This is a genomic window from Achromobacter semiaridum (genome assembly GCF_053543755.1).
Window position 1 is genome coordinate 1 of the sequence record NZ_JBLVOL010000037.1, and the last position, 25,854, is coordinate 25,854.

Genomic DNA, 25,854 nt, shown 5'->3' on the forward strand with positions numbered 1-25,854 from the left:
CGCGGCGCCGGGCGTTGCGCAATGCGCTGGCCGTGGCGCTGGCCGCGGGCGGCATGGCGGCGCTGGTCGACCGCCAGATTCCCCTGCGCACGCTGGCCGCCGACTTGCGCACGGGCACGCGCGAACGCCGCACCTATACCTTGCCGGATGGCAGTCAGCTGACGCTGAACGCGCGGTCGGCCGTGGACGTGGATTTCAGCGCGGGCGTGCGGCGGGTGCGCTTGCGGGCAGGCGCGGTCTATGCGCGGGTGGCCCCGGATGCGGCGCGTCCGTTCATCGTCGCCACCCGCGATGGTGAAGTGCAGGCGCTGGGCACTGTCTTCAGTGTGGCGCGCGAGGCCGAGGCCTGCATCGCCAGCGTGGTCGAACACAGCGTCGAGGTACGCGCGGCGGGCCAGCGCCGGACCCTGCAAGCGGGCGAGGGCGTGCGCTTTGATTTGCACGGCCTGGGCTCGCCGGACCCCGCACTGCGGGACGCCGCCGCCTGGCACGCGGGCATGCTGGTGGTTCATGACCGGTCCTTGGGCGAAGTGGTCGACGCGCTGCGGCCTTACCGACGCGGCATCATCCGGATAACGCCGGCGGCCGCACGGCTGCGTGTACTGGGCGCGTTTCCGCTGGACGACACCGACCGCGCGCTGGAATCGTTGCGCCAGACCTTGCCGATCGACGTCAGTTCGCTGGGCGGCTGGTTCGTCAGCATCGACGTGGTGCCTCGCGCGTCCTGAAAATAAATGAACACTTTTGCCCGCGTCGTGCGACATCCCTCCTGAAACACCACACTGTTGCAGGAGAATCCATGTTTTATCGTCCCCCGCTGCGGCCGCTGGCTGCCGCGCTGTTCATTGTCCTGACCCTTCCCTCGGCGTATGCCCAGACAAGGCCGCCCGCCGCGTCGGCCCCGGCCGCCCTGCATTTTGATTTGCCGCCGGCCGCGCTGGGCGACACGCTGACCCGCATCGCGCGCCAGAGCGGCCGCGCGGTGTCCGTCGACCCTGCCTTGGTAGCCGGCCGCAATGCGCCGGCTATCGTGGGCGATTACTCGGCCGAAGACGCCGTGCGGCGCGCGCTTGCCGGCAGCGGGTTGGAGCTGGCCGTCACGGCCAACGGCACCTTGAGCGCGCGGCGCGTGCTGGAAGGCACCACGGTGCTTGAACCCGTGCGCGTCACGGGGATGCTGGAGTCTCCCACCGGTCACGTTGACGGCTACGTGGCGCAACGCGCAATGGCCGGCACCAAGACCGACACGGCGCTGATCGAAACACCGCAATCGGTATCCGTCGTCACCAGCGACCAGATCCGCGTCATCAAGGCGGGTTCGGTGGCGGACGCCTTGGGCTACACGCCGGGCGTGTCGGCGCAATCGCCCGCGTTCAGCCGCATGGTGGACGACCTGATGCTGCGCGGCTTTAACGTGGCCGCCGGCAATTCGGGGCAACTGCGCGACGGCCTGAAGCTGCAATCCAGCGTCTACGATGGCGGTCAGGAACCCTATGGGCTTGAGCGTGTTGAAGTGCTGCGCGGCGCCTCGTCGGTGCTGTATGGGCAGTTGAGCCCGGGCGGCGTGGTCAACACGGTCAGCAAGCGGCCAACGGCCGACACGCTGCGCGAACTGAACGTAGAGGGCGGCAGTTACGGCCGCCGCCAGGTCTCGGGCGACTTCGCCGGCGCACTGTCTGAAGACGGTGCATGGAGCTACCGCTTGACCGGCCTTGCGCGCAATGCCGACAACTGGGTGGACCATGTGCCGGACGACCGGACGTATCTGGCGCCCGCGCTGACATGGCAGCCTTCGGCGGCCACATCGCTGACCCTGCTGGCCAGCTACCAGCGCATTCGCACGCGCTTTTCCGCGCCCATGCCCGCCGCCAACACCTTGAACGGCCAGGTGCCGCGCGACCTGTTCATCGGCGAGCCGGATTTCGACCGCTACGACACCGACACCTACACGGTCGGCTATCTGTTCGAACACGCCTTCAACGACCGCGTAAAACTGCGCCAAAGCGCCCGCTATTTCACGGCCGACGGCAATTGGGACTACCTGAGTTTCGGCGCCTTGCAGGCCAACGGCCAGACGTTGCGACGCGGCGTCGTCAGCCGCGACGAACACTCTTACGGCGTTGCGACCGATACATCGCTGGAACTGAAGCTGGACGGGGGAGCCCTCCAGCACACGGTCCTGGCCGGCCTGGACTACTACCGCAGCGGCTACGATTCGCACCGTCATGCAGGTACGGTGGCCCCGTTGGCCAACATTTACAACCCCGTCTACGGCGCGGTTCCGATTATCAACACCGCAGCCGATTACGGGATCAACACGCGAAGCGGTTCGCTGGGCTTGTACCTGCAAGACCAGATCAAGATCCAGGACAAATGGGTGCTGGTGCTGGGTGGCCGCCAGGATTGGGCCGATACGGACCAAAAGAGCTACACCACCGGCGCCACCACGCGCTTGCGAGATACCGCCACGACCGGGCGTGTCGGCTTGGTCTATGTGGCCGACAACGGCTTGGCGCCATACGCAAGCGCCAGCCAGTCGTTCGCGCCCACCGTGGGTGTTGACCGGGCGGGCAACGCCTTTAAACCCACCAAAGGCACGCAATTTGAACTGGGCCTGCGCTATGAACCGCCTGGCCGCAACATGCTTTACAGCGCCGCCGTCTACGACCTGACGCAGACGAATGCACTGACCAGCGATCCGACCGACGCCACGTACTCCGTGCAAAGCGGGCGTGCCCGATCACGCGGCCTGGAACTGGAGGCCAAGGCGCGCCTTGGCGCCATGAACCTTACCGCCAGCTACGCGTACACCGATGCGCGCACCACGCGCAGCACCGTGCCCTCGTTGGTGGATCAGCGCATCGCGCTGGTGCCTTTGCACAGCGCCTCGGTCTGGGCCGATTACAACCTTAGCGCCATCGGCGTGACCGGTCTGACCGTCGGCGCGGGTGTGCGCTACGCCAGTTCGACGAACCTGCCCGGCTATCCCGCCAACGTGCCGGGGCAATTCCTGGTCGACGCGATGACGGCTTATGACTTCGGCGCCCTGGATCCGTCCATGTCGGGGTTGTCGTTGACGGTGAACGCGCGCAACCTTTTCAACCGCGGATACCTGGCGTGCGCCGGCGCGACAGGGTGCCGTTACGGTGAGCCGCGCACGCTGTATGCCACCCTGAGCTATCGCTGGTAAACCGTGGAAAACCCCTAGCGCAACGCGGGCCGGCAGGCCGCCAAGGCCCTCTCAACGACCCTGTCCCCTGTGCTAATCTCGTCGACGGCCACGCATATTTATCCCTATGCGCGTGCCGACGATGGCTGCGCTTGAGGTCACACGCCTTTGGCAATGCCTTGGTAGGAAGAAAACGCGTGACACGATCAAGCGTGGAGACAATATATGAGCCAGTATGGGCCGTTGAAGTTGCACGTCCCCGAGCCCACGGGGCGTCCGGGTTGCAAGACAGACTTTTCCTATCTGCATCTATCGCCGCCCGGCGAGGTGCCCAAACCCCCCATTGATGTTGCCCCGGTCGATACCGGCGCGCTGGCGTACAGCCTGGTGCGCGTGATCGACGACGATGGCCGCGCGGTGGGGCCATGGGCGCCCGAGATCAGCAACGATCTGATGCGTGCCGGCATGCGCGCCATGCTGAAGACGCGCATCTTCGACGGGCGCATGCTGACGGCCCAGCGCAAGAAAAAAATCTCGTTCTACATGCAAAGCCTGGGCGAGGAAGCCATCGGCTCCGCCCACGCGCTGGCGCTGGAACAGGGCGACATGTGTTTTCCCACCTATCGCCAGCAAAGCATCCTGCTGTCGCGCGATGTGTCGCTGGTGACGATGATGTGCCAGCTGATGTCCAACGAGCGCGACCCGCTCAAGGGCCGCCAGCTGCCGGTCATGTATTCCGACCGACCCAACGGCTTCTTCACGATTTCCGGCAACCTGGCCACGCAGTTCATCCAGGCGGTGGGCTGGGCGATGGCGTCGGCCATCAAGGGTGATACCCGCATCGCCTCGGCCTGGATTGGCGATGGCGCCACCGCCGAAGCCGACTTTCACACCGCGCTGACCTTCGCGCACGTGTATCGCGCGCCCGTCATCCTGAACGTGGTCAATAACCAGTGGGCCATTTCGACGTTCCAGGCGATTGCCGGCGGCGAAGGCGCCACCTTCGCGGGGCGCGGCGTGGGCTGCGGCATTGCGTCGCTGCGCGTGGACGGCAACGATTTCCTGGCGGTGTATTCCGCTTCGCGCTGGGCCGCCGAACGCGCCCGCCGCAACCTGGGCCCGACCCTGATCGAATGGGTCACGTACCGCGCCGGCCCGCACTCGACTTCCGACGACCCTTCCAAATACCGGCCTGGCGATGACTGGGCGCACTTTCCGCTGGGCGACCCGATCGAACGCTTCAAGAAGCACCTGATCGGCCTTGGCATCTGGTCCGACGCCGAACACGACGCCGTGCGCGCCGAGCTCGACGCCGAGATCGTTGCCGCCCAAAAGGAAGCGGAAAGCTACGGCACCCTGGTGGACGGCCACGTCCCCAGCGCCGCCAGCATCTTTGAAGACGTCTACAAGGACATGCCGGAGCATCTGCGCCGGCAGCGCCAGCAGCTCGGAGTCTGACCATGGCAATCGATAACAACGCTGGTCCGGCCTCGGCGCCGATGACCATGATCCAGGCTTTGCGCTCGGCCATGGATGTGATGCTGGAGCGAGACAACAACGTGGTGGTGTTCGGCCAGGACGTCGGCTATTTCGGCGGCGTGTTCCGGTGCACCGAAGGGCTGCAAACCAAGTACGGCAGCTCGCGCGTGTTCGACACGCCCATTTCCGAAGGCGGCATCGTCGGCGTCGCCGTCGGCATGGGCGCCTACGGCTTGCGGCCCGTTTGCGAAATCCAGTTCGCGGATTATTTCTACCCCGCCTCGGACCAGATCGTGTCCGAAGCCGCGCGCCTGCGCTATCGCTCGGTGGGCGAATTCATCGCCCCGATGACGATCCGCATGCCCTGCGGCGGCGGCATCTACGGCGGCCAGACCCACAGCCAAAGCCCCGAGGCCATGTTCACGCAGGTCTGCGGGCTGCGCACGGTAATGCCGTCCAACCCCTACGACGCCAAGGGCTTGTTGATCGCGTCCATCGAGAACGATGACCCGGTGATCTTCCTGGAACCCAAGCGGCTGTATAACGGCCCGTTTGACGGCCACCATGATCGCCCCGTGACGCCATGGACTGGCCGCCCCGGCAGCGTGGTGCCCACCGGTTACTACACCGTGCCGCTGGACTCCGCCGCCATCGTGCGGCCGGGCAATGCGCTGACGGTGCTGACCTACGGCACCACGGTCTATGTGTCCTTGACCGCCGCCGAAGAAACCGGCATCGACGCCGAGGTCATCGACCTGCGCAGCCTGTGGCCGCTGGATCTGGAAACCATCGTCAATTCCGTGAAGAAGACCGGCCGCTGCGTCGTGGTGCATGAAGCCACGCGCACCTGCGGGTACGGCGCGGAACTGATTTCGCTGGTCCAAGAGCATTGCTTCCATCACCTGGAGGCGCCCGTCGAGCGCGTGACCGGTTGGGATACTCCCTACCCGCACGCGCAGGAATGGGCGTACTTCCCCGGCCCGCGCCGGGTTGGCGAAGCGTTCAAACGCGCGATGGAGGTGTGACATGGGCATTCATATCATCAAGATGCCCGACATTGGCGAAGGCATTGCCGAAGTTGAACTGGTGGGCTGGCACGTCAAGGTGGGCGACACGGTTGCCGAAGACCAGCCGCTGGCCGATGTGATGACTGACAAGGCCACGGTGGAAATCCCGTCGCCGGTCGTCGGCAAGGTGATTGCGCTGGGTGGCGACGTGGGTCAGGTGATGGCCGTGGGCGGTGAATTGATTCGCCTGGAAGTGGAAGGCGAGGGCAATGTGCGGCCGGGTTCGGGCGCGCCGGGGCAGGGCGCATCGGCTCAGGCCAAGCCGGGGGCCGGCGACGCGTCGGCGTCCACGTCCGCGTCCACGTCCACGCAAGCCGAAGCTGGCGGGACTGCCGGCGCGAAAGCGGGCGGCATCGCGGGCCAGATCGCCGCGTCCATGGCGCCGGCGTCTGCCTCGGCTGCTGCACCGGCCCAGCCAAAAGGCAATCAACAAGCCAGTGCGCAATCTTCTCGACAAGCGGGGCATCAACCCGGGCAACAAGCCGCGCGATCCGCATCCGCTTCTTCCACCGCGCCCGCCGTGCCGCGCCAACCGGGCGACAAGCCCTTGGCCTCGCCCGCGGTGCGCAAGCGCGCCTGGGACTTGGGTATCGAACTGCGCTTTGTTGCCGGCAGCGGCCCGGCCGGCCGCGTCATGCATGAAGACCTGGACGCCTATCTGCAAGCGCAAGGCACAGGCAACGCGGTGCGCGGCGGGTCGGCGTATGTGGAACGCCATGACCAGGACGTGGTGCCCGTCATCGGTTTGCGCCGCAAGATCGCGCAGAAGATGGCCGAGTCCAAGCGCCGCATTCCGCATTTCAGCTACGTCGAGGAAATCGACGTGACCGAACTGGAAGACCTGCGCGTGCAGCTCAACCAAAAATGGGGCGAGTCGCGCGGCAAGCTGACCTTGCTGCCGTTGTTGGCGCGCGCCATGGTCGTGGCGCTGCGTGATTTTCCGCAGATCAATGCGCGCTATGACGACGAAGGCGGCGTGGTGACGCGTTACGGCGCCGTGCACATCGGCATCGCCACGCAAAGCGATGGCGGCCTGATGGTGCCGGTGATGAGGCACGCCGAAGCGCGCGACCTGTGGTCCATGGCGGCCGAGATCGGGCGCCTGGCGCAAGCGGTGCGCAGCGGCACGGCCGGGCGCGACGAGCTGTCCGGGTCCACCATCACCATCACCAGCCTGGGGCCCTTGGGCGGCATCGTGACCACGCCGGTCATCAACCACCCCGAGGTCGGCATCGTCGGCGTGAACCGCATCGTCGAACGGCCCGCCTTCCGCAACGGCGCCGTGGTGGCGCGCAAGCTGATGAACCTGTCGTCGTCGTTCGACCACCGCGTGGTGGACGGCATGGACGCGGCGCGCTTCATCCAGGCGGTGCGCGCGCTGCTGGAACAACCCGCGCTGCTTTTCGTGGAGTAAGCATGAGCCAGATCACAAAGACAACGACCTTGCTGGTGATCGGAGGCGGCCCGGGCGGGTACGTGGCCGCCATCCGCGCCGGCCAGCTGGGCGTGCCGACCATCCTGGTCGAGGGCGCGCAGCTGGGCGGCACCTGCCTGAACATCGGTTGCATCCCGTCCAAGGCGCTTATCCACGCGGCCGAGGAATTCGACAAGGCGCGCCATTACGCGGGCGAGTCTGCCCTGGGCATCTCGGTATCCCAGCCGGCCATCGACATTGCGCGCACGGTGTCCTGGAAGGACGGCATCGTGGGCAAGCTGACGGGCGGCGTGGGCGCGCTGCTGAAGAAAAACGGCGTGCAGGTGGTGCAGGGCTGGGCCAGCCTGCTGGACGGCAAGACGGCCGAAGTGGCCACCGCCGACGGCGCCACCTTGCGCATCCAGTGCGAACACCTGCTGCTGGCGGCCGGGTCCGAACCCACGCCGCTGGTGTCGATGCCGTTTGGCGGCATGGTGGTGTCGTCTACCGAAGCCTTGTCGCCCACGTCCATCCCCAAGCAGTTGGTGGTGGTGGGCGGCGGGTATATCGGCCTGGAACTGGGCACCGTGTACCGCAAGCTGGGCGCGGAAGTTGCCGTGGTGGAAGCGCAGGACCGCATCCTGCCGACTTACGACGCCGAACTGACCAAGCCCGTTGCCACCGCGCTGGCCAAGATGGGCGTGGCCCTGCATCTGAATCGCAAAGTGCTGGGCCTGAACGGCGCGGGCGACGCGGTGCGCATCCAGGATGCGTCCGGTGCTGAAACCCTGTTGCCGGCCGACCGCGTGCTGATCGCCGTGGGCCGCCGACCGCGCACGCAGGGCTGGGGCCTGGAAAGCCTGCAACTGGATCGCAAGGGCAATGCGCTGCGGATCGATGACCAGTGCCGCACGTCGATGCGCGACGTCTGGGCCATTGGCGATATTGCGGGCGAACCGATGCTGGCGCACCGCGCCATGGCGCAGGGCGAGATGGTGGCGGAACTGGTGGCGGGCAAGCGTCGCCACTTCCAGCCTGCCTCCATTCCCGCCGTGTGCTTTACCGACCCGGAAATCGTGGTGGCGGGCCTGTCGCCCGATGAGGCGCAAGCCGCGGGGCTGGACTGCCTGGCCGCGTCCTTCCCGTTTGCCGCCAATGGCCGCGCCATGACGCTGGAGTCCACCGACGGCTTTGTCCGCGTGGTGGCACGGCGCGACAACCATCTGATCGTGGGCTGGCAAGCGGTGGGGCGCGGGGTATCGGAATTGTCGACGGCGTTCGGCCAGTCGCTGGAAATGGGCGCCACGCTGGAAGACGTGGCGGGCACCATCCACGCGCATCCGACGCTGGGCGAAGCCGTTCAGGAAGCCGCCCTGAAAGCACTGGGCCACGCGCTGCACATCTGACGCGGCCTGCTGCGCGGGTCGATGCACGGCCGGTGGTGGCAATTGCCGCCGCCGGCCGGAATTGTCTTTACCGGCCGCTGCTGCGGGCCGTCTCCGTCTTTACCGGCCGCTGCGGGCCGTGTCCGTCTTTATCGGCCGCCGCCGGCCATGATGGTGTTCACCTGCCGCCATCGATATACGGCCGGGCCTGAAGGACGATGATGTTGTCGCCTTGCACGGCCCATTCAATATCCTGGTCCACGTTGCCCAAGCGCACTTTGATCTGGTTGCCCACGGCAGCCAGCCGCGCGACCAGCGCATCGTTCAACACCTGTCTTGACCCTTCGATGGGTACTTCGCGCACGCCACCGGCTGCGTCCGCCACCAGTTGCGTGTCCTCGGCCGACCGGCTCAGCACCTGCACCGCCTTGGACCACGTCGAATACATCAGCTGTTCTGCCTGGCGCTTGCCTTCCACCACCTTGATCCCCAGGCCGCGCTTGGCCGAGATGTACGTCACGTAGCGACGCGAGGCATCGAAGGGGTCGCGCGTAATCATCACGCCGGAACTGTCCGAGGCGGCCGCCGACTGCACCAGCACCGCCATCACCACGCCACCCTGGCCGATACCGGCCGCGCGCCGCGCTTCGTAGGCCTCGAAGTTATAGACCGACGCCCACACCGTCTGCACCGCTTTCGCCAAGGCATCCGGCTGCGTCACGTTGGGCACCGTGGTGTACAGGCCCGCGCCGCTGAACCCCGGCAGGTCTTCGGAATTGGACGAACTGCGCACGAAGACGCCGCGCCCTTTCAACTGCGTTCTCCAGCGTTCCCGCCATGCGTCGGCAAGCACGGTGTCGGGCGTGGCGTTGACGATGTCCTGGCGCAGTGCGGCCAGTTCGGCTCGGCGCACGCTGGCGTCGCCGATAAAGTCGGGCCGCTGTTCCAGCGCTGCGACGCGTTCGGGCACGCCCAAGCGATCCATGAACGCGACGTACTGCGCGAACGGTATGCAAAAACCGTCCGGCACGCTGGCCAGCGGGGGCAGGGCGGCTTTCAGCGCGCCCAGGTTGGCGGCCTTGACGCCGCAATGCCGGCTGTCGCGCGTGGCCATGCCGGTCAGCGGCTTGATGGCGCGCACCGACAGGTCCGGCTTGGGCAGCGCCACGGCGACGCGCGGCGGCGGCGGGGGCGGCGCACCCGCGTCCGGTCGCGCAATGCGCTCGACCTGATAGCCGTTGCTGTTCACGGTCAGCTGCACCCATTGCCCGTCATGCTGGCGCAGCACAGCCACGGCATCGCGCACGTAGGCGTTCGGAATGCGCCACCCCTTGGCCAGCAGATTCACGTGTGACAACAGCGTGGACGGGCGCTGCGTGACCAGCCCGGCGACGGGCGGCAGCGCAACCGGCACTTCGTCCAGCACCACGATGTCGGTCGGCGCCAGGTCGGGCGTATCCTCCACCGACTTCACAATACGCAGACGCCCCTGGGCGCGGCCGGTATTAAGTGGCAGAAAGGTCTGCTCGCGCAGCAGCGCCTCTTGCGTCACGAAAGCCAGTCCGGCCGATTGCGCCGTCTGCTCATGCATCGTGGAATTCGCCTTGAAGCGTACCGGCTCGTAAAAGGTGCCGCGCAGCTTATCTTCCGTCAGGCGCAACAGCGCGGGCGTGACGCGATCACCTTCCCAGAATTCATAGGTGTAGCCGGGCAGGTCCCGCTGCCAGCTCAGCGTGCCGAACAGCAGGCGGCGGTCCGGGTCCTTGTACTGCGCAATCAACGTGGCCTTGTCCATGCCGGGCAGCAGCTGGCGTTCACGCGCAAAGTTCTCGTGCAGGGTGTAGCGCGGCGTGTCCAGGTAATAGATGCGGTTGCCGCGCTGCCGATCGATGACGAACAGCACGTGGGGAATCTCCAGCGGCGTCCCGGCGTTGTAGACGCGCGCCAACTGCCGGAATTCGGCCTCTGTGCGGATCTGGCTCAGAAACCCTGGCCCGCCACGCTTGGCGCTTTCCGCCAGCCTGGCTTCGCGTTCATCCGGGCGCAACGGGCGCTGGTTTTCGTAGGGCGACGGCTTGCGCGCCGTCTGCGCCTGGGCAGCCAGCCCCCAGCCGGCGGCCAGCAGCCCGGCCAGGGCAAGCACAAGCAGTTTCGGCCGGCGCGGCGGGCCAGGACGACGTAAGGCGGCAGTGGGGCGCATCAAGGAGCAGGGCGCATCAAAAAAGGAGGCGGATCGCAAGAGGTTGCGATCATATCGGAGCCGCCAGGCCGGCCCGTAGTGGGATGTTTCCAGGTGTGGCCAAGCGTGTGAGCCGGGGGGTGAATTGGTCCGCTTTTTTGCTAAAGCCTCTGGTCCAGACTGGAGGCATCTCCTACCTTTCTGCAAGGAGGGGATTCGATCGGCCCGCTTTTCGGGTCTGTTTTTTGGATTTTGCTTTGATGTCGCCCTGAACCGGGGTTCTGGACAATAAGGAGGCCGTTGTGCTGACCTATCCCTACACGCTGACTCCCGACACGAACGGTACGTTGTTGGTGCTCTTTCCCGATTTTCCCGAGGCTGCCAGTGTGGCAACCGATGAACGGGATGCCGCCGAGAACGCATTGGAAGCGCTGGAGGCCGTGCTGGAGATTTACTTCGATGAGCGTCGACCCATTCCGCTACCTGGCCCGACGCGCGCAACACAGCACTCTGTCACCTTGCCCGCCGTGGTTACCAGCAAAGTGTTCCTGTCCAACGAAATGATTCGCCAAGGGGTTCGCAAAGCCGAGATGGCTCGACGTCTGGGCGTTCATACGCCCCAGGTTGATCGCCTGTTGAATCTGCGGCATTCGTCACGCATCGAACAGGTCGAAGCGGCGCTGGAAACCCTGGGCCGCAGGCTGGACGTGTCCATCGCGTAGCCGATACGCCTGCATGCCTTCAACGCAACAAGGCCCCCAATCGGGGGCCTTGTCTTTACCGCAACCCGCTTGGCGTCGGAATCAGCCTTGGGCCGTTTCCGCCAGGACGCGGCGGGCTTCTTCGGCGACGCGTTCGGGGGCGGTGCCGCCGATGTGCTTGCGGGCGGCGACCGAGCCTTCCAGTGTCAGCACGTGGTGGACGTCGTCGCCGATCTGGGCGTGATACGCCTTGAGCTCGTCGGTGGACAGGTCGGCCAGGTCGCAATTGCGTTGTTCGCAGTCGCGCACGGCGTGGGCAACCACTTCGTGGGCGTCGCGGAACGGTACGCCGCGCTTGACCAGGTAGTCGGCCAGGTCGGTGGCGGTGGCGAAGCCTTGCAGGGCGGCGGCGCGCATGTTGTCGGCCTTGACCTTGATGCCGGCTGCCATGTCCGCGAAGATGGTCAGCGTGTCGCGCACGGTGTCCACGGTGTCGAACAGGCCTTCCTTGTCTTCCTGGTTGTCCTTGTTGTAGGCCAGGGGTTGGCCCTTCATCAGGGTCAGCAGGGCGACCAGGTTGCCGTTGACGCGGCCGGTCTTGCCACGGGCCAGTTCAGGCACGTCGGGGTTCTTCTTTTGCGGCATGATCGAGCTGCCGGTGCAGAAGCGGTCGGCCAGGTCGATGAAGCCCACGCGCGGGCTCATCCACAGCACCAGCTCTTCGGACAGGCGCGACACGTGCGTCATGATCAGCGCGCCGGCGGCGCAGAATTCGATGGCGAAGTCGCGGTCGGAAACGGCGTCCAGCGAATTGCGGCACACGCCGTCAAAGCCCAGCGTCTTGGCGACACGTTCGCGGTCGATGGGGAACGACGTGCCGGCCAACGCGGCGGCGCCCAGCGGCAGGCGGTTCACGCGGCGGCGGCAGTCGGCCAGGCGTTCGGCGTCGCGGCCGAACATTTCGGCGTAGGCCAGCAGGTGGTGGCCGAAGGTGACCGGCTGGGCAACTTGCAGGTGGGTGAAGCCCGGCATGATGGTGCCGGCGTTGTCCAGCGCGACGGCGGCCAGCGCATGACGCAGCTGGCGCAGCAGGTCTTGCAGGTTGTCGATTTCGTCGCGCAGCCACAGGCGGATGTCGGTGGCGACCTGGTCGTTGCGTGACCGGCCGGTGTGCAGGCGCTTGCCCGCATCGCCCACCAGTTCCACCAGGCGCTTCTCAATATTCAGATGCACGTCTTCCAGATCCAGCAGCCATTGGAAGCTGCCGGCGTCGATTTCAGACAGGATCTGCGTCATGCCGCGCTGGATGTCGGCCAGGTCTTGCGCGCCGATGATGCCCTGGGCGGCCAGCATGTCCGCATGCGCGAGCGAGCCCTGGATGTCGTGTCGCGCCAGGCGCTTGTCGAAATCCACGGACGCCGTATAGCGTTTGACGAGTTCGGATACCGGTTCCGAGAACCGGGCGGACCAGGCCTGCGCCTTGTTGGCGAACTGGTTTTGATCGGGGGAGGGAGTGTTTGCCATGATGGGCGGAATTATAGGGCCTGCCGACAAGCGGGCGCACGCGCGGGCGCCGGGGCCGCGATTTTTGGGGGCAGCAACGCGCGGCGCGCGCCACTTGTCGGATAATCCCCCGTTGGTTTCTAGAACGTAGAGCGAGTACAAGACATATGCCCATGGAATGGGAAGAACTGGTGACCCAGCTGGACGCCCACATGCCGCACGAGGCGTGGGCGCAGACGCTGGTCGGCGCCGGCGTGCTGGTCCTGACGGCGCTGTTCGTGCAGTGGGTGGTGGCGCGTGTGGTGCTGCTGCTGGCGCACCGGGTGCTGGTCCTGAGCGGCCGGGGCGACTGGGACAAGGCCCTGCAACGCCGCCGCGCCTATCAAAACCTGTGGTACGCCGTGCCGTTTGCCGTGGTGTCGATGGGTATCGGCCTGGTGCCGCATGCCGAGCGGGCGGTGTCGGTGGTGGGCCGGCTGGCGCATGCCGGCGCGTGGATCTGCGTGTTCGTGGCGTTTTCGGGCGTGTTGAGCGCCTGGCAGGACACCTATTCCGCGACCACCCGCGCGCAGACGCGGTCCATCAAGGGCTATATCCAGATCGGCAAGCTGATCCTGATGGCCGTGTGCACCGTGCTGGTGCTTTCCATCCTGATCGACCGCTCGCCGCTGTGGATGATTTCAGGCCTGGGCGCGCTCTCGGCCGTGCTGTTGCTGGTGTTCAAGGACACGCTGCTGTCCCTGGTGGCCAGCACCCAGCTGACCAGCAACGACATGCTGCGCATCGGCGACTGGATCGAAATGCCGCAATCCAACGCCGACGGCTTCGTTAAGGATATTGCGCTGCATACCGTCAAGGTGCAGAACTGGGACAACACCGTCACCACGGTGCCGACCTACAAGCTGTTCTCGGAAAGCTATCGCAACTATCGCCACATGTTTGAATCCGGCGGGCGGCGCATCAAGCGCACGCTGCGCATCGATGCGGCCAGCGTGCGCTTCCTGACCGACGAGGAAGCCCGGCAACTGATGCGGTTCCGCCTGTTGCACGACTATTTGCAAGCCAAGACGCTGGACATCGCCCAAGCCAACCAGACCATGGGCGAACTGGCCAGCGTGCCGGCCAACCGCCGCCGCCTGACCAACATCGGCACCTTCCGCGCCTACGGGCTGGCGTATCTGAAACAGAACCCCGAAGTGCGCCAGGACATGGCGATGATGGTGCGCATGATGGAACCGGCGTCCGACGGCATCCCCGTCGAGGTCTATTGCTTTACCGCCGTGACCGCCTGGGTGGAATACGAGCGCATCCAGGGCGATATCTTCGACCATCTGCTGGCCATCTTGCCCGAATTGGGCCTGCGCCTGTACCAGCAACCGTCGGGTGCGGACTTCGGCGCCATGGGCAGCCAGCTGCGCGAAAGCGCGATTCAGGCCGCACTGTCGGCCGAACGCGATCGCCCCGGCCTGGTCCTGCCGGACGGGCACGGCGCGGCGTCGGGGCCGCGTGGCCCCAGCGACAGCAAGGTGCCCGGCTAGCCCTGGCCGGGCCAGGCGCCATGAGATAATCCGCGCGTTGGAATTTAGTCTTCATTGACCCCAGGCGAACTCCCGATGTCGAACCCGTTCTTCAACCTGTATTCCCACGGCTTCGCCCGGGTGGCGGTCGGCGTGCCCGAATGCCGCATCGCCGATCCGGCCTTCAACGCCACGCAAACCATAGAACTGGCCCAGCAGGCCGCCCAGGGCGGCGCGGTGCTGGTGGCGTTTCCCGAGCTGGGCCTGTCGGCCTACACCTGCGACGACCTGTTCCACCAGAAAGCCTTGCTGGATGAGTGCGAAGAGGCGTTGGCGCGGGTGGTGGCGGCCACGGCCGACTTGGATATCGCCGTGATCGTGGGCGCGCCGCTGCGCGTGTCCCACCAGCTGTTCAACTGTGCCGTGGTGGCCGCGGGCGGGCGCGTGCTGGGCGTGGTGCCCAAGAGCTACCTGCCCAACTACGGCGAATTCTACGAAGCCCGCCAATTCAGCGCCGCCGACTGCGCGGCCGTCACCGACATCGTTTTGCTGGGCCAGACCGTGCCCTTCGGGCCCGAATTGCTGTTCCAGATGGAAAAGCTGCCGCTGTTCCAGTTCCACGTCGAAATCTGCGAAGACGTCTGGGTGCCGATCCCGCCGTCCTCATTCGCCGCGCTGGCCGGCGCCACCGTGCTGGTGAACCTGTCGGCGTCCAACATCGTCGTCGGCAAGTCGCAATACCGCCATCAACTGGTGGCGCAGCAGTCCGCGCGCTGCCTGTCGGCCTATATGTACACGTCGGCCGGCCGGGGCGAATCGTCCACCGACCTGGCCTGGGACGGCCAGGCAATCATCTATGAAAACGGCGAACTGCTGGGCGAATCCGAACGCTTCCTGAACCATTCGCACCTGCTGTTCTCGGACGTGGACCTGGATCGCCTGTCGCGCGAACGCATGCGCCAGACGACGTTCGGCCAGTCCGTGCGCCGCCATCAGGACGAAGTGCGCAAGTTCCGTTCGGTGGCGGTGCCGGTGAACCCGCCGCTGGACGATGCCGAACTGCCGCTTGAGCGCCGCGTGGCGCGCTTTCCGTATGTGCCGGCCGACCCGCAACAGCGCGATGCGCGCTGCAAAGAGGTCTACAGCATCCAGGTGCAGGCCCTGGCCCAGCGCCTGTCGGCCAGCAAGATGTCCAAGGTGGTCATCGGCATTTCCGGCGGGCTGGATTCCACCCACGCGCTGCTCGTCTGCGCGCAGGCCATGGACACGCTGGGCCTGCCCCGGTCCAACATCCTGGCCGTGACGATGCCCGGCTTTGCCACCAGCACCCGCACGCTGCAACAGGCGCGCCGCCTGATGGCGGTGGTGGGCTGCACGGCGTCCGAAGTCGATATCCGCCCCAGCTGCCTGCAAATGCTTAAAGACCTGGGCCACCCGTACGCGGAAGGCAAACCGGTCTACGACATCACGTTTGAAAACGTCCAGGCCGGCGAACGCACCAATCACCTGTTCCGCATCGCCAACTTCAGCAACGCCATCGTCATCGGCACCGGCGACCTTAGCGAACTTGCACTGGGATGGTGCACGTATGGCGTGGGCGACCACATGTCGCACTACAGCGTCAACGCCAGCGTGCCCAAGACCCTGATCACGCACCTGGTGCGCTGGGTGGCGGAATCCGGGCGGCTGGGCGATGACGGCGCCGGCGTGCTGCTGGACGTGCTGGGCACCGACGTCAGCCCGGAATTGGTGCCGGGTGGCGCCGACGACAAGCCCGTGCAGAAAAGCGAAGATTCCATCGGCCCGTACGAGCTTCAGGATTTCAACCTGTACTACACGCTGCGCTATGGGTTTGCGCCCACCAAGGTGGCGTTCCTGTCGCTGGCCGCCTGGCGTGACCGCGAAGCGGGCGCCTGGCCGGACGCCGGCCACGTGGTGCGCAACCAGTACGACCTGGCCGCCATCAAGCGCAACCTGAAGATATTTTTGGACCGGTTTTTCCGTACAACGCAGTTCAAGCGTACCTGCGTGCCCAATGCGCCCAAGGTCGGCTCGGGCGGCTCGCTGTCGCCGCGCGGCGACTGGCGCGCGCCCAGCGATTCGGAATCCGTGGTGTGGATGCGCGACGCCGAACGCATTCCGGATGCCGGGCCCAACGCCTGATCGGGGTTCTCCCGCAATGACGCCGGCGGCCCGTTTGCATGGCGGGCCCCGGTGGTATTCTCTTATCCATCGCGCCCCGGCTGCCTCGCAAGCGGTGGGCAGGGCGCCGCAACACATCAAAAACCCAGGACGCCCAACGTGAAACAAGTCACCGCCATCATCAAACCCTTCAAGCTCGACGAAGTCCGCGAGGCGCTGGCCGAAGTCGGCGTCAGCGGCCTGACCGTCACCGAAGTCAAGGGTTTCGGCCGCCAAAAGGGCCACACCGAACTGTACCGGGGCGCGGAATACGTGGTGGACTTCCTGCCCAAGATCCGCGTTGAAGTCGTGCTGCCCGACGACCAGGTCGAAGCCGCCATCGAAGCCGTGGTCAAGGCCGCGCGCACCGGCAAGATCGGCGACGGCAAGATCTTCGTGTCGCCCGTTGAGCAAGCCATCCGCATCCGCACCGGCGAAGCCGACGAAGAGGCGCTGTGATCCGCGCCGCCTGTTGACCGCCATCGGCTGAATGTCAAAGGCGCTCGTCCCATCACCGGGGCGGGCGCCTTTGTCTTTTTGGCCCTTTGCCTTTCTAGCGGATCAGCTGGTTCATTTCCAGGATCGGCATCATCACCGCCAGCACGATCAGCAGCACGAACCCGCCCATCAGCAGGATCAGCGCCGGCTCAAGCAACGCCGTCATCGCCATGGCGCGGCGTTCCAGATCGCGCGACAGGTTCTGCGCACCGCGATCCAGCAATTCGGGCAGGCGCCCGGTTTTTTCGCCGCTGGCGATCAGGTGCACCAGCAGCGACGGGAACACCTTCTGTGCGCCCAGCGACGCCGATAGCGCCGCGCCTTCGCGCACGCGGGCCGACGCTTCATCCACCGCCAACCGCAGCACATCGTTGCCCAAGGTGCGACGCGCCGCCTCCAACGCCGTCAACAAGGCCACGCCGCTGCCGCACAAGATGGCCAATGTCGAAGCAAAGCGCGCGGCGTTCACGCCCAGCACAAAGCGGCCGGCCAGCGGCAGCCGCAGCACACGCGCATGCCAGGCTCGGCGCGCCGCCGGCGCGCGCAGCGTGTAGCGCCACAGCACGATGGCGGCCACCAGCACCGCGCCCGTCACCGCACCCCATTCACGCACGTAGTCCGACAGCGCCAGCATCACGCGGGTCAGCATGGGCAGTTGCTGCTTGGCGTGGTTGAACGCCGACACCACCTGCGGCACCACATAGCCCAGCAGAAAGATCACGATGATGACCGACACGCTGGCGACCACGGCCGGGTAGATGAACGCCGTCATCACCTTGCTGCGCAGCGTATTGCGTTCTTCGATGTAGTCGGCCAGCTTTTCCATCACTTGCGCCAGGTCGCCGGATTCTTCACCGGCGCCGATCAGCGCGCGATAGATCTCGGGAAAGTCGCGCGGCCGCGCGGCCAGCGCGGTGGATAAGCGATGGCCCGCGCGCACGTCATCGCGCACCGCGCCCAGCGTGGCCGCGATGTGTTTTTTCTCGGCTTGTTCAAGCGTGGCGGACAGGGCGGCGTCAAGCGGCAGGCGCGCGGCCAGCAGGCTGGCCAACTGCCGCGTCAACCAGGCCAGGTCTGCATCCGACAAGCGCGTGCGCAAGCCGGCGCCCAGCCCTTGCGCGCGCGCCGCCAATGCGGTGGACAAGGGCAGCAAGCCCCGGCCGCGCAGCTGGTTGCGAGCGCCGCGCTCGGTGTCGGCATCGATCGTGCCGCGCACGATTTTGCCCAACGCGTCGGTGGCTTCGTATCGGTAGGAAGGCATGGCGAAAGCAGGGGCCGGCGCGCGAATCAAAAACGCGCAAGAGCCCCGAATTTAAAGGGTTTGCAGCCCGTATGTTGCATGTCAAATATGACCGTAGTGTTGCACTGTCACCCCGTATACTCCGACGCGATTTCACGTTTTTTCACACTTGCATTCACGTCTGAAGGCACCTATCTCGTCATGCGTCACATCGCGCAATTCAGCCTTGCCGCCTTGCTCATCGCAAGCCAAATCGGACCGGCGATCAGCACGGCCCATGCTCAACAAACGGACAACCGTGTCAGCTTGAACTTCGTCGACACCGACATCCCCGCCGTGTTGCGCGCGCTGTCGTTGTTTACGCAGCGCAACTTCCTGGTGGACCCGCGCGTCAAGGGCAAGCTGACGCTGGTGTCGGACCGACCCGTTGATAGCGGGCAGGCACTGGCCATGCTGACGGGGGCGCTACGGCTGCAGGGCTTTGCAATTGTGGACGTGGACGGCGTGACGCGCGTCGTGCCCGAAGCCGACGCCAAGCTGCAAGGCAGCGCGGTGGTGGGCAATACGCCGCCGACCCAGGCGCGGCAAGCTCAGACGCGTCCCGCGCAGGCGGTAGCAGGCGCGCCAGCTGGCAACGCCGCGCGTGGCCCGGTGCCCGTGTCCGCGTTTGCCAAGGGCGCGGGCAGCAGCGGCGAGATGCTGACGCGCGTGTTTCCGTTGAAGTACGAAAACGCCGCCAACCTGGTGCCGGTGCTGCGCCCCATGGTGCCGCCGAATAACCCCATCAACGCGTACCCCGGCAACAACACCTTGGTAGTCACCGACTACGCCGACAACCTGGAACGCATCGCGCAAGTCATCGCGCGCATCGACGTGCCCAGTTCCATCGACACCGACGTGGTGCCGGTGCAGTCCGGCATTGCCACCGACATCGCCATCCTGGCCTCGCAATTGCTGGACACGCAAAGCAGCGACCCCACGCAGCGCATCGCGGTGGTGGCCGACCCGCGCAGCAACAGCGTGCTGGTGCGTTCGGGCAGCCCGGCGCGCACGCGGCTGGCGCGCGACCTGATCCTGAAGCTGGACGCGCAGCAAAACCGTGCCGGCAATCTGCACGTGGTCTACATGCGCAACGCGCAGGCCACGCGCATCGCCGAAGTGTTGGGCGGCTTGCTGTCCGGGCAGGCCAATGCGGCGCCCGGCGCCTCGGGCGGCGCGGCAGGCAGCAACACGGGCGGTGCCCAGCCCGGCGCGCGCGCGCAAAACACCTCGGCCGGCAACGTGCCGGCGGGGCAGGGCATGGGGGCCATGTCGGGCTCGTCCAAGGGCGGCTTGTCTGGCGAACAAGAACGCATCGCGCGGGAAGACAACAGCACACAAGCCGTGTCGTATTCGGCCGGCGGCGCCACCATCCAGGCCGACCCGGCCACCAATTCGCTGATCATCTCCGCGCCGGAACCGCTGTACCGCAGCCTGCGTGAAGTCATCGACCAGCTGGACCAACGTCGCGCGCAAGTGCTGGTGGAAAGCCTGATCGTTGAAGTCAGCGAGCAAAAGGCGGCGGAATTCGGCATCCAGTGGATGACGGGCGCCGGCAATATCAACAGCAACGGCACCAGCTTTATCGGCGGCACCAACCTGGGCGGCAGCGGCATCACGGGCACCGGGCCCACGTCCATCGACGCCATCGGCAGCGGCCTGAGCCTGGGCGTGGTCAAGGGCACGGTGGACGTGTTGGGCAACCAGGTCATCAACCTGGGCGTGCTGGCCCGCGCCATGCAGAACACGGGCGAAGCCAACATCCTGTCCACGCCGAACCTGCTGACGCTGGACAACCAGTCGGCCAGCATCCTGGTGGGCAAGACGGTGCCGTTCGTGACGGGCCAATACGTCACGTCGGGCAGCAACGGCAGTTCGAATCCGTTCCAAACCATCGAACGCGAAGACGTGGGCCTGAAGCTGAACATCCGCCCGCAGATTTCCGAAGGCGGCGCGGTCAAGCTGGACATCTACCAGGAAGTCAGCAGCATCGACGAAAGCCGCTCGAACGCCACGACGGGCATTGTGACCAACAAGCGCGCCATCGATACCAGCGTGCTGATCGACGACGGCCAGATCATCGTGCTGGGCGGCTTGCTGGAAGACAACGTGACCTTGACGTCCAACAGCGTGCCCGGCCTGGGCTCGCTGCCCGTGATCGGTTCGCTGTTCCGCTACGACACGCGCAAGCGCACCAAGACCAACCTGATGGTGTTCCTGCGCCCCTACGTGGTGCGCGACGCCAACCGCAGCGCCAGCGTCACGATGGACCGCTACGACTACATGCGCCGCGCCCAGGGCTCGGCGCAGCCGGGCCAGCATTGGGCGCTGCCCGACATGCAGGCGCCGATGCTGCCGCCGCCGGGCTCGGCTCCGTCGGTGTCGAACAACGCCTATGACCTGCGTCCCGAACAACAAGCCGACACGCTGCGCCGCCCGCCGCCCACCACGGTGCAGTCGTTTGCCGTGCGGCAGTATCCGGGCGCGAACGCCACCCGCGATGCCGCGCGCCCGATCCGCGTGTCCGGCGCGCTGATGCACAGCGTGGCGGTGGACCCCGAGTCGCTGCTATGAGCGCGCACCCCTTGCCCTATGCCTGGGCACGCGCGCAGCGCGCCGTGCTGTCGCTGCGCGCGGGGCAGGCGCAGTTGACCGTCAGCCCGCGCACGCCGGAATGGGCGGTGCGCGAAATTCGCCGCTGCCATGGCGACATTGCGCTGGCTCGGGTGGATGACGAGGCCCTGGAAACGCTCTTGACGGCGGCTTATAGCCATTCGGAAGACGCCGCGTCCGTCATGGGCGTGGCCGAAAACGAAATCGACCTGGACCGCTTGTTGCAGGACATGCCCGAAGTGGCCGACCTGCTGGAAGCGCAGGACGATGCGCCGGTGATCCGCATGATCAACGCGCTGTTCGCGCAGGCCGCGCGCGACGGCGCCAGCGATATCCACATCGAACCCTTCGAGACGCACTCGGTGGTTCGCTATCGCGTGGACGGCACCTTGCGCGACGTGGTGTCGCCGCGCAAGGCGCTGCACGCGGCGTTGATCTCGCGCATCAAGATCATGGCGCACCTGGACATTGCCGAAAAGCGCTTGCCGCAAGACGGCCGCATTGCGCTGCGCGTGGGCGGCCGGCCGATCGACGTGCGGGTGTCCACCTTGCCCACCGGCCACGGCGAACGCGCGGTGTTGCGCCTGCTGGACAAAGAGGCGGGGCGCTTGCAGCTGGAGCGCCTGGGCATGTGCCCCGATGTGCTGACGCAGCTGGACCGCTTGATCCGGCAGCCGCACGGCATCGTACTGGTGACGGGGCCGACGGGCAGCGGCAAGACCACGACGCTGTATGCCGCGTTGAGCCGGCTGGATTCGGCCACCAGCAATATCCTGACGGTGGAAGACCCGATCGAATACGACTTGTCCGGCATCAGCCAGACGCAGGTGAACGCCAAAATCGACATGAGCTTCGCGCTGGCCCTGCGCGCCATCTTGCGGCAGGACCCGGACGTGATCATGATCGGTGAGATCCGCGACCTGGAGACCGCGCAGATTGCGGTGCAGGCGTCGTTGACGGGCCACCTGGTGTTGGCGACGCTGCACACCAACGACGCGGTCTCGGCCGTGACACGGCTGACGGACATGGGCGTGGAACCCTTCCTGCTGGCCTCGTCGCTGCTGGGTGTGTTGGCGCAGCGGCTGGTGCGCAAGCTGTGCCCGGAATGCAAGAAGCCGTCGATGCAGAATGGCGTGCGCGTGTTTCACCCTGTGGGTTGTCCGACGTGCAATCACACGGGCTATAGCGGCCGTTCCGGCATCCACGAACTGTTCACCGTGGACGACGACGCGCGCCGTTTGATCCACGAAGGCCGCGACGAACGCGAACTGCGCCAGGCCGCCATGGCCGCCGGCATGCGAACGATGCGGCAAGACGGCCAACGCTGGGTCGACAGCGGGCAGACATCACCCGAGGAAATCGTGCGGGTGACGCGCGACGCTTGATCGGGCTGTTTGCTATTTGCCCGTGCTGAAGACGACCGTATCGCCAGACCGGCGGCCCAGGGTGGACATCAGGCCGTCCAGCGCCGCCCGCTGGGCGTCGGTGGCACCCGGCGCGTACGTGGCCTTGCCTTCAAAGCGCACACCGCGCGGGCCGGCCGTGCCCTGGCCCGTAACCGTCAGCAGGCCGCTTTCCGTCGTCAGCGCCAATGTTGCACCGGACTTTCCCGCGCCTTGCAGACGCAGCAGGTAGGTGCCCACCGGTGTGATGGATGTCAGCGCGGTGCCGGCGTTACGCCAGCGCAGGTCCGCGATATTGCCGGTGGGCAAGTCACCGCCCAAGCGCAGCGCTTGCCAATTGATTTCCAGCATGCCGTCGGGCGCCAGCGTGTTCCAGGGTGCGCCCAGCGCCGGTAACACCGTGGCCGGCACGCGCAACGATTGCGCGGGCAATGACACCCCGGTCCAACCCACGCGCGCGCGCAGGGGGGCTTGCAACCACGGGTGCGTGATGTCCAGCGCCATCGCGCCCCAGCGCCACTGCCATTGCACGGGTTGCGGCAACACGCGCCGCGACCCCGGTGGCCCCAGCGCCACCCACGCGCTACCTTGCCACAAGGTGCCGCCGGCATCCGCCAGCGAAACCAAGGAATCGTCCGGCTGCATCGCCAACAGCCAACGCGCCGGCAGCACGCTGGCGGCACCCGCCAGAAAACACACGCCGCCGGCCAGCCACAGGGCGGCAGTCCGCTTGTTGAAAGCGAGGCGCGCCATCAGCGGGCACCCCGCATATTGAATGAAAGGGTCGGCATCAGCGGCCGGCCCCCGCACCGGCGGGGGCTAACGTAATGTGGCCATTGACCAGGCCCGGCAGCGGACGGCCATTGGGATTGGTCGCACGCGTCAATTCCACTTGCTGTGTTTGCAGGCCCCAATCGCGTGCGGCGCCATCCAGCCAGCGCAGCAACGCGGACGACGGCGCCTGGTTCAACGTCAAGCGCACGCCCTTGCCGGATTCAGGCTGGCCCAAGGACCACATCGCAGCCGGTAGCGCCGCGCCTTCCAGGCTGGCGCTTAATTCAGCGGGCGTGGGGGCGACAGCAACCGGCGTGGCCGAGCGTTGCCGCAACGCGCGGGCTTGCGTCGTCAAGTCGGCCACGGTCGCGGCCTGGCCGCGCAGGGCGGGCAGCTCGACTTGCAGCTTGCGCACGGTTTTCAGGGGCGGCTCGATCAGCGTGACGAAGATCACCGCGACGCCGACGAGCGCGGCGGCAACCGTCACCAGCCGCCGCTCACGCGGGGCCAGCGCCTGATAGCGATGGCGCGCGCGGGTCAGGGTGGGGTCTACGGTGTTGCGCAACGTGCCGGCGGCGGTTTGCCACTGGCGATGCAGGCGTTCAAGGGCGGTCATGGTTGTTTGCGCGTGATGCGCCAGGTGTTGTCGGTGTCGCCGCGTTCCAGCTTCAGGCCCAGGGCGGCGGCTTGCTGGATCAGTGCGGGCGTTTCGGAGACGCGCTGCGCGTCGGCCCCCGCGTCGGCCAATTGCAGCGTCAGCGCCTGGTCGGCGTACGTCAGCCGCGCGACTTTGTCGGCGGCAAAGGGCAGCGTTTGGGCGGCGGCGCGCGCCAGGGGCAGGAAGTCGCCCGCGCTGGCCGCGCCGCGATTGGCTTGCAGCGCGTCCAGGCCTTGCTGCGCCTGCCGCGCGGGGTCCAGCACCACAGGCAGATCAGGAAACGCCGCCAGCACCTGCTGACGCATGCCCGCCGTCAGGGCGTCGGCTTCAGCGCTGAGCCGCGAGGCGTAGAGATTCAACCCCGCAACCCACACCACCGCCGCCGCCGCGCCCCAACGCCACACGGGCCGCCAGCGCGACGCGCGCACCGGCGCCAGGCGCGGCATCGCCAGCGACCACGACGGCGACGGGGCCAGCCAGCGCGGGTCGGCCGGATCGCGCAGGGGCGTGGCGGATAGATCGGCGTCGAAGGCGAAGGAAGGGGTGGAGGACGCCTCCGAGGACGGACCGGCCACCGTCGGAACCAGCGTCTGCGGTGCAATCAGCGCGTCGACACGCAGGCCGTGCGCACTCAGCAACGCCCACGCGCGGCGCACCGGTTCGCGCGGTGACCACGCCAACGCCACGCTCCCATCGGCGGCGCGCGGGCTGAAGCCGATGGCCAGCGTGTCCAGGTCGCTAAGCACCAGGGGTTCCAGCGCGCTATGCACGGCGGCGGCAAAGCGGGCGCGGGGTACCGAGGGAACGCGGATGGTGGTGGCGATCACGTCGGCCGGATGCAGCACGGCTTCGCATACCGCGTTCGGATAGGCGCTGCCCAAGGCGTGCAAGGGCAACTCGCCTTGCCGGGCGCAGCGCCCGCGCCGGTCGAACCAGGCATAGGGCAGCGGGGAATCGGCGCCGAATTCATCCAAAGGGGCAAGCGCGATGCGCAAGGCGTTTTTCAAGGAGTTTCTCTTGTCCATATCGTGTCGGGCGCTGTGGGCGGCGCGCTGCGCACCAGCGCTTGCATGGCGACTCGCGCGCGTTCGTAGACGACGGTGCCGCTGGCCAGGAACCAGCCGCTGGCCGTGGTGACGGTGGGGGCGGGCGCGTCCACGCCGGTGCTTGCCAGCCGGTTGGCGAAGTCGCCCGCGTTGTTGAACCAGTTGCCGCGATCCCGCTCGCCCGCCAGCGCGCGCGCCTGCCCCAGCGAAAGGCCGGGCACCAACGCCGCGATGACTTCGGCGGGCGCGGTGTTGACGTTAACGCTGGTGGCAATGGGCAGCACGGTCATGGTGCGGCGCATCTCGTCGCGCACCGCCGGTTCCAAGCCCAGTTGCGCGGCGATGTCGTCCACGCCACGTGGCAGCGGTGCGCGCGCGTCCGGCGCGGTGGCGGGTTGGCCGTTGGGGGCAGACGGCGCATCGGCGGGCAGGGCGGGCGGCTGCGCCAGGGCAATGATGTCGATGATGCGCGGCGCCAGGGTATCGGGCAGTTGCTGCGCGGCCAGCAGCCGACGCAACACCTTTTCCTGCTCGGGTTGCGGCACGCCATTGCGCGCCAGATTGCTCAGGTTGTACTTGCCCTGTTCATCTTGCACACGCCCCGAGAACACGGCAACGCGATCGTCTCCCGGGCGCTCGATGCGCGTGTCCAGGATGGGCGTGGCCCAGATCTGGTCGCCGCGCGTGGTCGCTTCACGCTTGCCGTGATCGCGGATGACCAGGCGCGCCCAATCGATGCCGCCCGCCAGCATCACGCGCGCCTGCACCCGCGCCATTTCGTTTTCCACGCGCCGCGTGCTGGCCGTCTGGCGCTGGAACAGGCTGGTGGTCAAGGCCGCAACAATGGCAACAATGATCAGCGCGCTGATCACGGCGGCGCCCTGTTGCCGCTTGCCTGGGTGGCATGCACCGGCAACTTTCTGCGCGTTGCGGCGGCGCATCATGGCAGCTCCAGGATGCGCGTGTAGCGCTGCGCCCGGCCGGGGGC

The 25,854-nt window shown here is 66.8% G+C and carries 19 protein-coding genes; 12 read left to right on the plus strand and 7 right to left on the minus strand.

Annotated elements, in window-relative coordinates; translation table 11 throughout:
• From ACNPP0_RS11265 to lpdA, 6 genes are all read left to right on the plus strand, one after another.
• The coding region (locus tag ACNPP0_RS11265; protein WP_448705916.1) for a FecR family protein at positions 1 to 728 on the plus strand (728 nt) is incomplete at its 5' end.
• 71 nt (positions 729 to 799) lie between these two features.
• Positions 800 to 3,190, plus strand: a complete 2,391-nt coding sequence (locus ACNPP0_RS11270) for a TonB-dependent siderophore receptor (protein WP_448705917.1) — start codon at positions 800 to 802, stop codon at positions 3,188 to 3,190.
• A gap of 204 nt (positions 3,191 to 3,394) precedes the next feature.
• The gene (locus ACNPP0_RS11275; RefSeq protein WP_046804594.1) at positions 3,395 to 4,627 is read left to right on the plus strand and encodes a 3-methyl-2-oxobutanoate dehydrogenase (2-methylpropanoyl-transferring) subunit alpha; all 1,233 of its coding nucleotides are present in this window, start codon (positions 3,395 to 3,397) and stop codon (positions 4,625 to 4,627) included.
• A gap of 2 nt (positions 4,628 to 4,629) precedes the next feature.
• Positions 4,630 to 5,673: an alpha-ketoacid dehydrogenase subunit beta gene (locus ACNPP0_RS11280; RefSeq protein ID WP_183015013.1), complete on the plus strand. Its 1,044-nt coding sequence runs from the start codon at positions 4,630 to 4,632 to the stop codon at positions 5,671 to 5,673.
• A 1-nt stretch (position 5,674) separates the two neighbouring features.
• Positions 5,675 to 7,129, plus strand: coding sequence for a dihydrolipoamide acetyltransferase family protein (locus ACNPP0_RS11285; protein ID WP_448705918.1), 1,455 nt, complete (start codon positions 5,675 to 5,677; stop codon positions 7,127 to 7,129).
• A 2-nt stretch (positions 7,130 to 7,131) separates the two neighbouring features.
• On the plus strand, positions 7,132 to 8,535 hold the full coding sequence (gene lpdA / locus ACNPP0_RS11290; protein ID WP_448705919.1) for a dihydrolipoyl dehydrogenase: 1,404 nt from the start codon (positions 7,132 to 7,134) through the stop codon (positions 8,533 to 8,535).
• Positions 8,536 to 8,692: 157 nt separating this feature from the next.
• Here the strand turns inward: lpdA and ACNPP0_RS11295 are convergent, their stop codons facing one another.
• Positions 8,693 to 10,714 (minus strand): PEP/pyruvate-binding domain-containing protein, encoded by a 2,022-nt coding sequence (locus tag ACNPP0_RS11295; RefSeq protein ID WP_332608910.1) that lies wholly within the window; start codon positions 10,712 to 10,714, stop codon positions 8,693 to 8,695.
• A gap of 281 nt (positions 10,715 to 10,995) precedes the next feature.
• Between ACNPP0_RS11295 and ACNPP0_RS11300 the strand changes: the two genes are divergently transcribed.
• A complete protein-coding gene (locus tag ACNPP0_RS11300; protein ID WP_448705920.1) occupies positions 10,996 to 11,415 on the plus strand; it encodes a type II toxin-antitoxin system HicB family antitoxin in 420 nt (139 codons plus the stop codon).
• 81 nt (positions 11,416 to 11,496) lie between these two features.
• Here ACNPP0_RS11300 and argH read toward each other — a convergent pair whose 3' ends face one another.
• Positions 11,497 to 12,918: an argininosuccinate lyase gene (gene argH, locus ACNPP0_RS11305; protein WP_104144922.1), complete on the minus strand. Its 1,422-nt coding sequence runs from the start codon at positions 12,916 to 12,918 to the stop codon at positions 11,497 to 11,499.
• Positions 12,919 to 13,070: 152 nt separating this feature from the next.
• Between argH and ACNPP0_RS11310 the strand changes: the two genes are divergently transcribed.
• The 3 genes from ACNPP0_RS11310 (at position 13,071) to ACNPP0_RS11320 (ending at position 17,054) form a co-directional block, all read left to right on the plus strand.
• The gene (locus ACNPP0_RS11310) at positions 13,071 to 14,435 is read left to right on the plus strand and encodes a mechanosensitive ion channel family protein (RefSeq protein WP_448705921.1); all 1,365 of its coding nucleotides are present in this window, start codon (positions 13,071 to 13,073) and stop codon (positions 14,433 to 14,435) included.
• Between the two features lie 75 nt (positions 14,436 to 14,510).
• On the plus strand, positions 14,511 to 16,577 hold the full coding sequence (locus tag ACNPP0_RS11315) for an NAD(+) synthase (protein WP_332607531.1): 2,067 nt from the start codon (positions 14,511 to 14,513) through the stop codon (positions 16,575 to 16,577).
• Between the two features lie 138 nt (positions 16,578 to 16,715).
• On the plus strand, positions 16,716 to 17,054 hold the full coding sequence (locus ACNPP0_RS11320) for a P-II family nitrogen regulator (protein WP_046804601.1): 339 nt from the start codon (positions 16,716 to 16,718) through the stop codon (positions 17,052 to 17,054).
• Between the two features lie 94 nt (positions 17,055 to 17,148).
• Here ACNPP0_RS11320 and gspF read toward each other — a convergent pair whose 3' ends face one another.
• Positions 17,149 to 18,354 (minus strand): type II secretion system inner membrane protein GspF, encoded by a 1,206-nt coding sequence (gspF, locus tag ACNPP0_RS11325; protein WP_448705922.1) that lies wholly within the window; start codon positions 18,352 to 18,354, stop codon positions 17,149 to 17,151.
• Between the two features lie 180 nt (positions 18,355 to 18,534).
• Between gspF and gspD the strand changes: the two genes are divergently transcribed.
• Positions 18,535 to 20,946: a type II secretion system secretin GspD gene (gene gspD, locus ACNPP0_RS11330; protein ID WP_448705923.1), complete on the plus strand. Its 2,412-nt coding sequence runs from the start codon at positions 18,535 to 18,537 to the stop codon at positions 20,944 to 20,946.
• On the plus strand, positions 20,943 to 22,370 hold the full coding sequence (gspE, locus tag ACNPP0_RS11335) for a type II secretion system ATPase GspE (RefSeq protein ID WP_448705924.1): 1,428 nt from the start codon (positions 20,943 to 20,945) through the stop codon (positions 22,368 to 22,370). The genes gspD and gspE overlap by 4 nt, the downstream gene beginning before the upstream one ends.
• Positions 22,371 to 22,382: 12 nt before the next feature.
• Here gspE and ACNPP0_RS11340 read toward each other — a convergent pair whose 3' ends face one another.
• The 4 genes from ACNPP0_RS11340 to gspK are packed head-to-tail and all read right to left on the minus strand — an operon-like array spanning position 22,383 to position 25,807.
• Positions 22,383 to 23,141 carry a type II secretion system protein N gene (locus tag ACNPP0_RS11340; RefSeq protein ID WP_332607536.1) on the minus strand — a complete coding sequence of 253 codons (759 nt, stop codon included), beginning with the start codon at positions 23,139 to 23,141 and terminating at the stop codon, positions 22,383 to 22,385.
• Positions 23,142 to 23,178: 37 nt separating this feature from the next.
• A complete protein-coding gene (locus ACNPP0_RS11345) occupies positions 23,179 to 23,778 on the minus strand; it encodes a type II secretion system protein M (RefSeq protein WP_332607537.1) in 600 nt (199 codons plus the stop codon).
• On the minus strand, positions 23,775 to 24,827 hold the full coding sequence (gspL, locus tag ACNPP0_RS11350) for a type II secretion system protein GspL (protein WP_448705925.1): 1,053 nt from the start codon (positions 24,825 to 24,827) through the stop codon (positions 23,775 to 23,777). The genes ACNPP0_RS11345 and gspL overlap by 4 nt, the downstream gene beginning before the upstream one ends.
• Positions 24,824 to 25,807, minus strand: coding sequence for a type II secretion system minor pseudopilin GspK (gspK, locus tag ACNPP0_RS11355; RefSeq protein ID WP_448705963.1), 984 nt, complete (start codon positions 25,805 to 25,807; stop codon positions 24,824 to 24,826). The genes gspL and gspK overlap by 4 nt, the downstream gene beginning before the upstream one ends.
• Positions 25,808 to 25,854 lie beyond the last annotated feature (47 nt).

Excerpts from the sequence above, each read along its gene's own strand:
- ACNPP0_RS11270 (WP_448705917.1), top strand. The coding sequence starts at position 800 with ATGTTTTATCGTCCCCCGCTGCGGCCGCTGGCTGCCGCGCTGTTCATT.
- ACNPP0_RS11275 (WP_046804594.1), top strand. The coding sequence starts at position 3,395 with ATGAGCCAGTATGGGCCGTTGAAGTTGCACGTCCCCGAGCCCACGGGG.
- ACNPP0_RS11280 (WP_183015013.1), top strand. The coding sequence starts at position 4,630 with ATGGCAATCGATAACAACGCTGGTCCGGCCTCGGCGCCGATGACCATG.
- ACNPP0_RS11285 (WP_448705918.1), top strand. The coding sequence starts at position 5,675 with ATGGGCATTCATATCATCAAGATGCCCGACATTGGCGAAGGCATTGCC.
- lpdA (WP_448705919.1), top strand. The coding sequence starts at position 7,132 with ATGAGCCAGATCACAAAGACAACGACCTTGCTGGTGATCGGAGGCGGC.
- ACNPP0_RS11295 (WP_332608910.1), bottom strand. The coding sequence starts at position 10,714 with ATGCGCCCCACTGCCGCCTTACGTCGTCCTGGCCCGCCGCGCCGGCCG.
- argH (WP_104144922.1), bottom strand. The coding sequence starts at position 12,918 with ATGGCAAACACTCCCTCCCCCGATCAAAACCAGTTCGCCAACAAGGCG.
- ACNPP0_RS11310 (WP_448705921.1), top strand. The coding sequence starts at position 13,071 with ATGGAATGGGAAGAACTGGTGACCCAGCTGGACGCCCACATGCCGCAC.
- ACNPP0_RS11315 (WP_332607531.1), top strand. The coding sequence starts at position 14,511 with ATGTCGAACCCGTTCTTCAACCTGTATTCCCACGGCTTCGCCCGGGTG.
- gspF (WP_448705922.1), bottom strand. The coding sequence starts at position 18,354 with ATGCCTTCCTACCGATACGAAGCCACCGACGCGTTGGGCAAAATCGTG.
- gspD (WP_448705923.1), top strand. The coding sequence starts at position 18,535 with ATGCGTCACATCGCGCAATTCAGCCTTGCCGCCTTGCTCATCGCAAGC.
- gspE (WP_448705924.1), top strand. The coding sequence starts at position 20,943 with ATGAGCGCGCACCCCTTGCCCTATGCCTGGGCACGCGCGCAGCGCGCC.
- ACNPP0_RS11340 (WP_332607536.1), bottom strand. The coding sequence starts at position 23,141 with ATGGCGCGCCTCGCTTTCAACAAGCGGACTGCCGCCCTGTGGCTGGCC.
- ACNPP0_RS11345 (WP_332607537.1), bottom strand. The coding sequence starts at position 23,778 with ATGACCGCCCTTGAACGCCTGCATCGCCAGTGGCAAACCGCCGCCGGC.
- gspK (WP_448705963.1), bottom strand. The coding sequence starts at position 25,807 with ATGCGCCGCCGCAACGCGCAGAAAGTTGCCGGTGCATGCCACCCAGGC.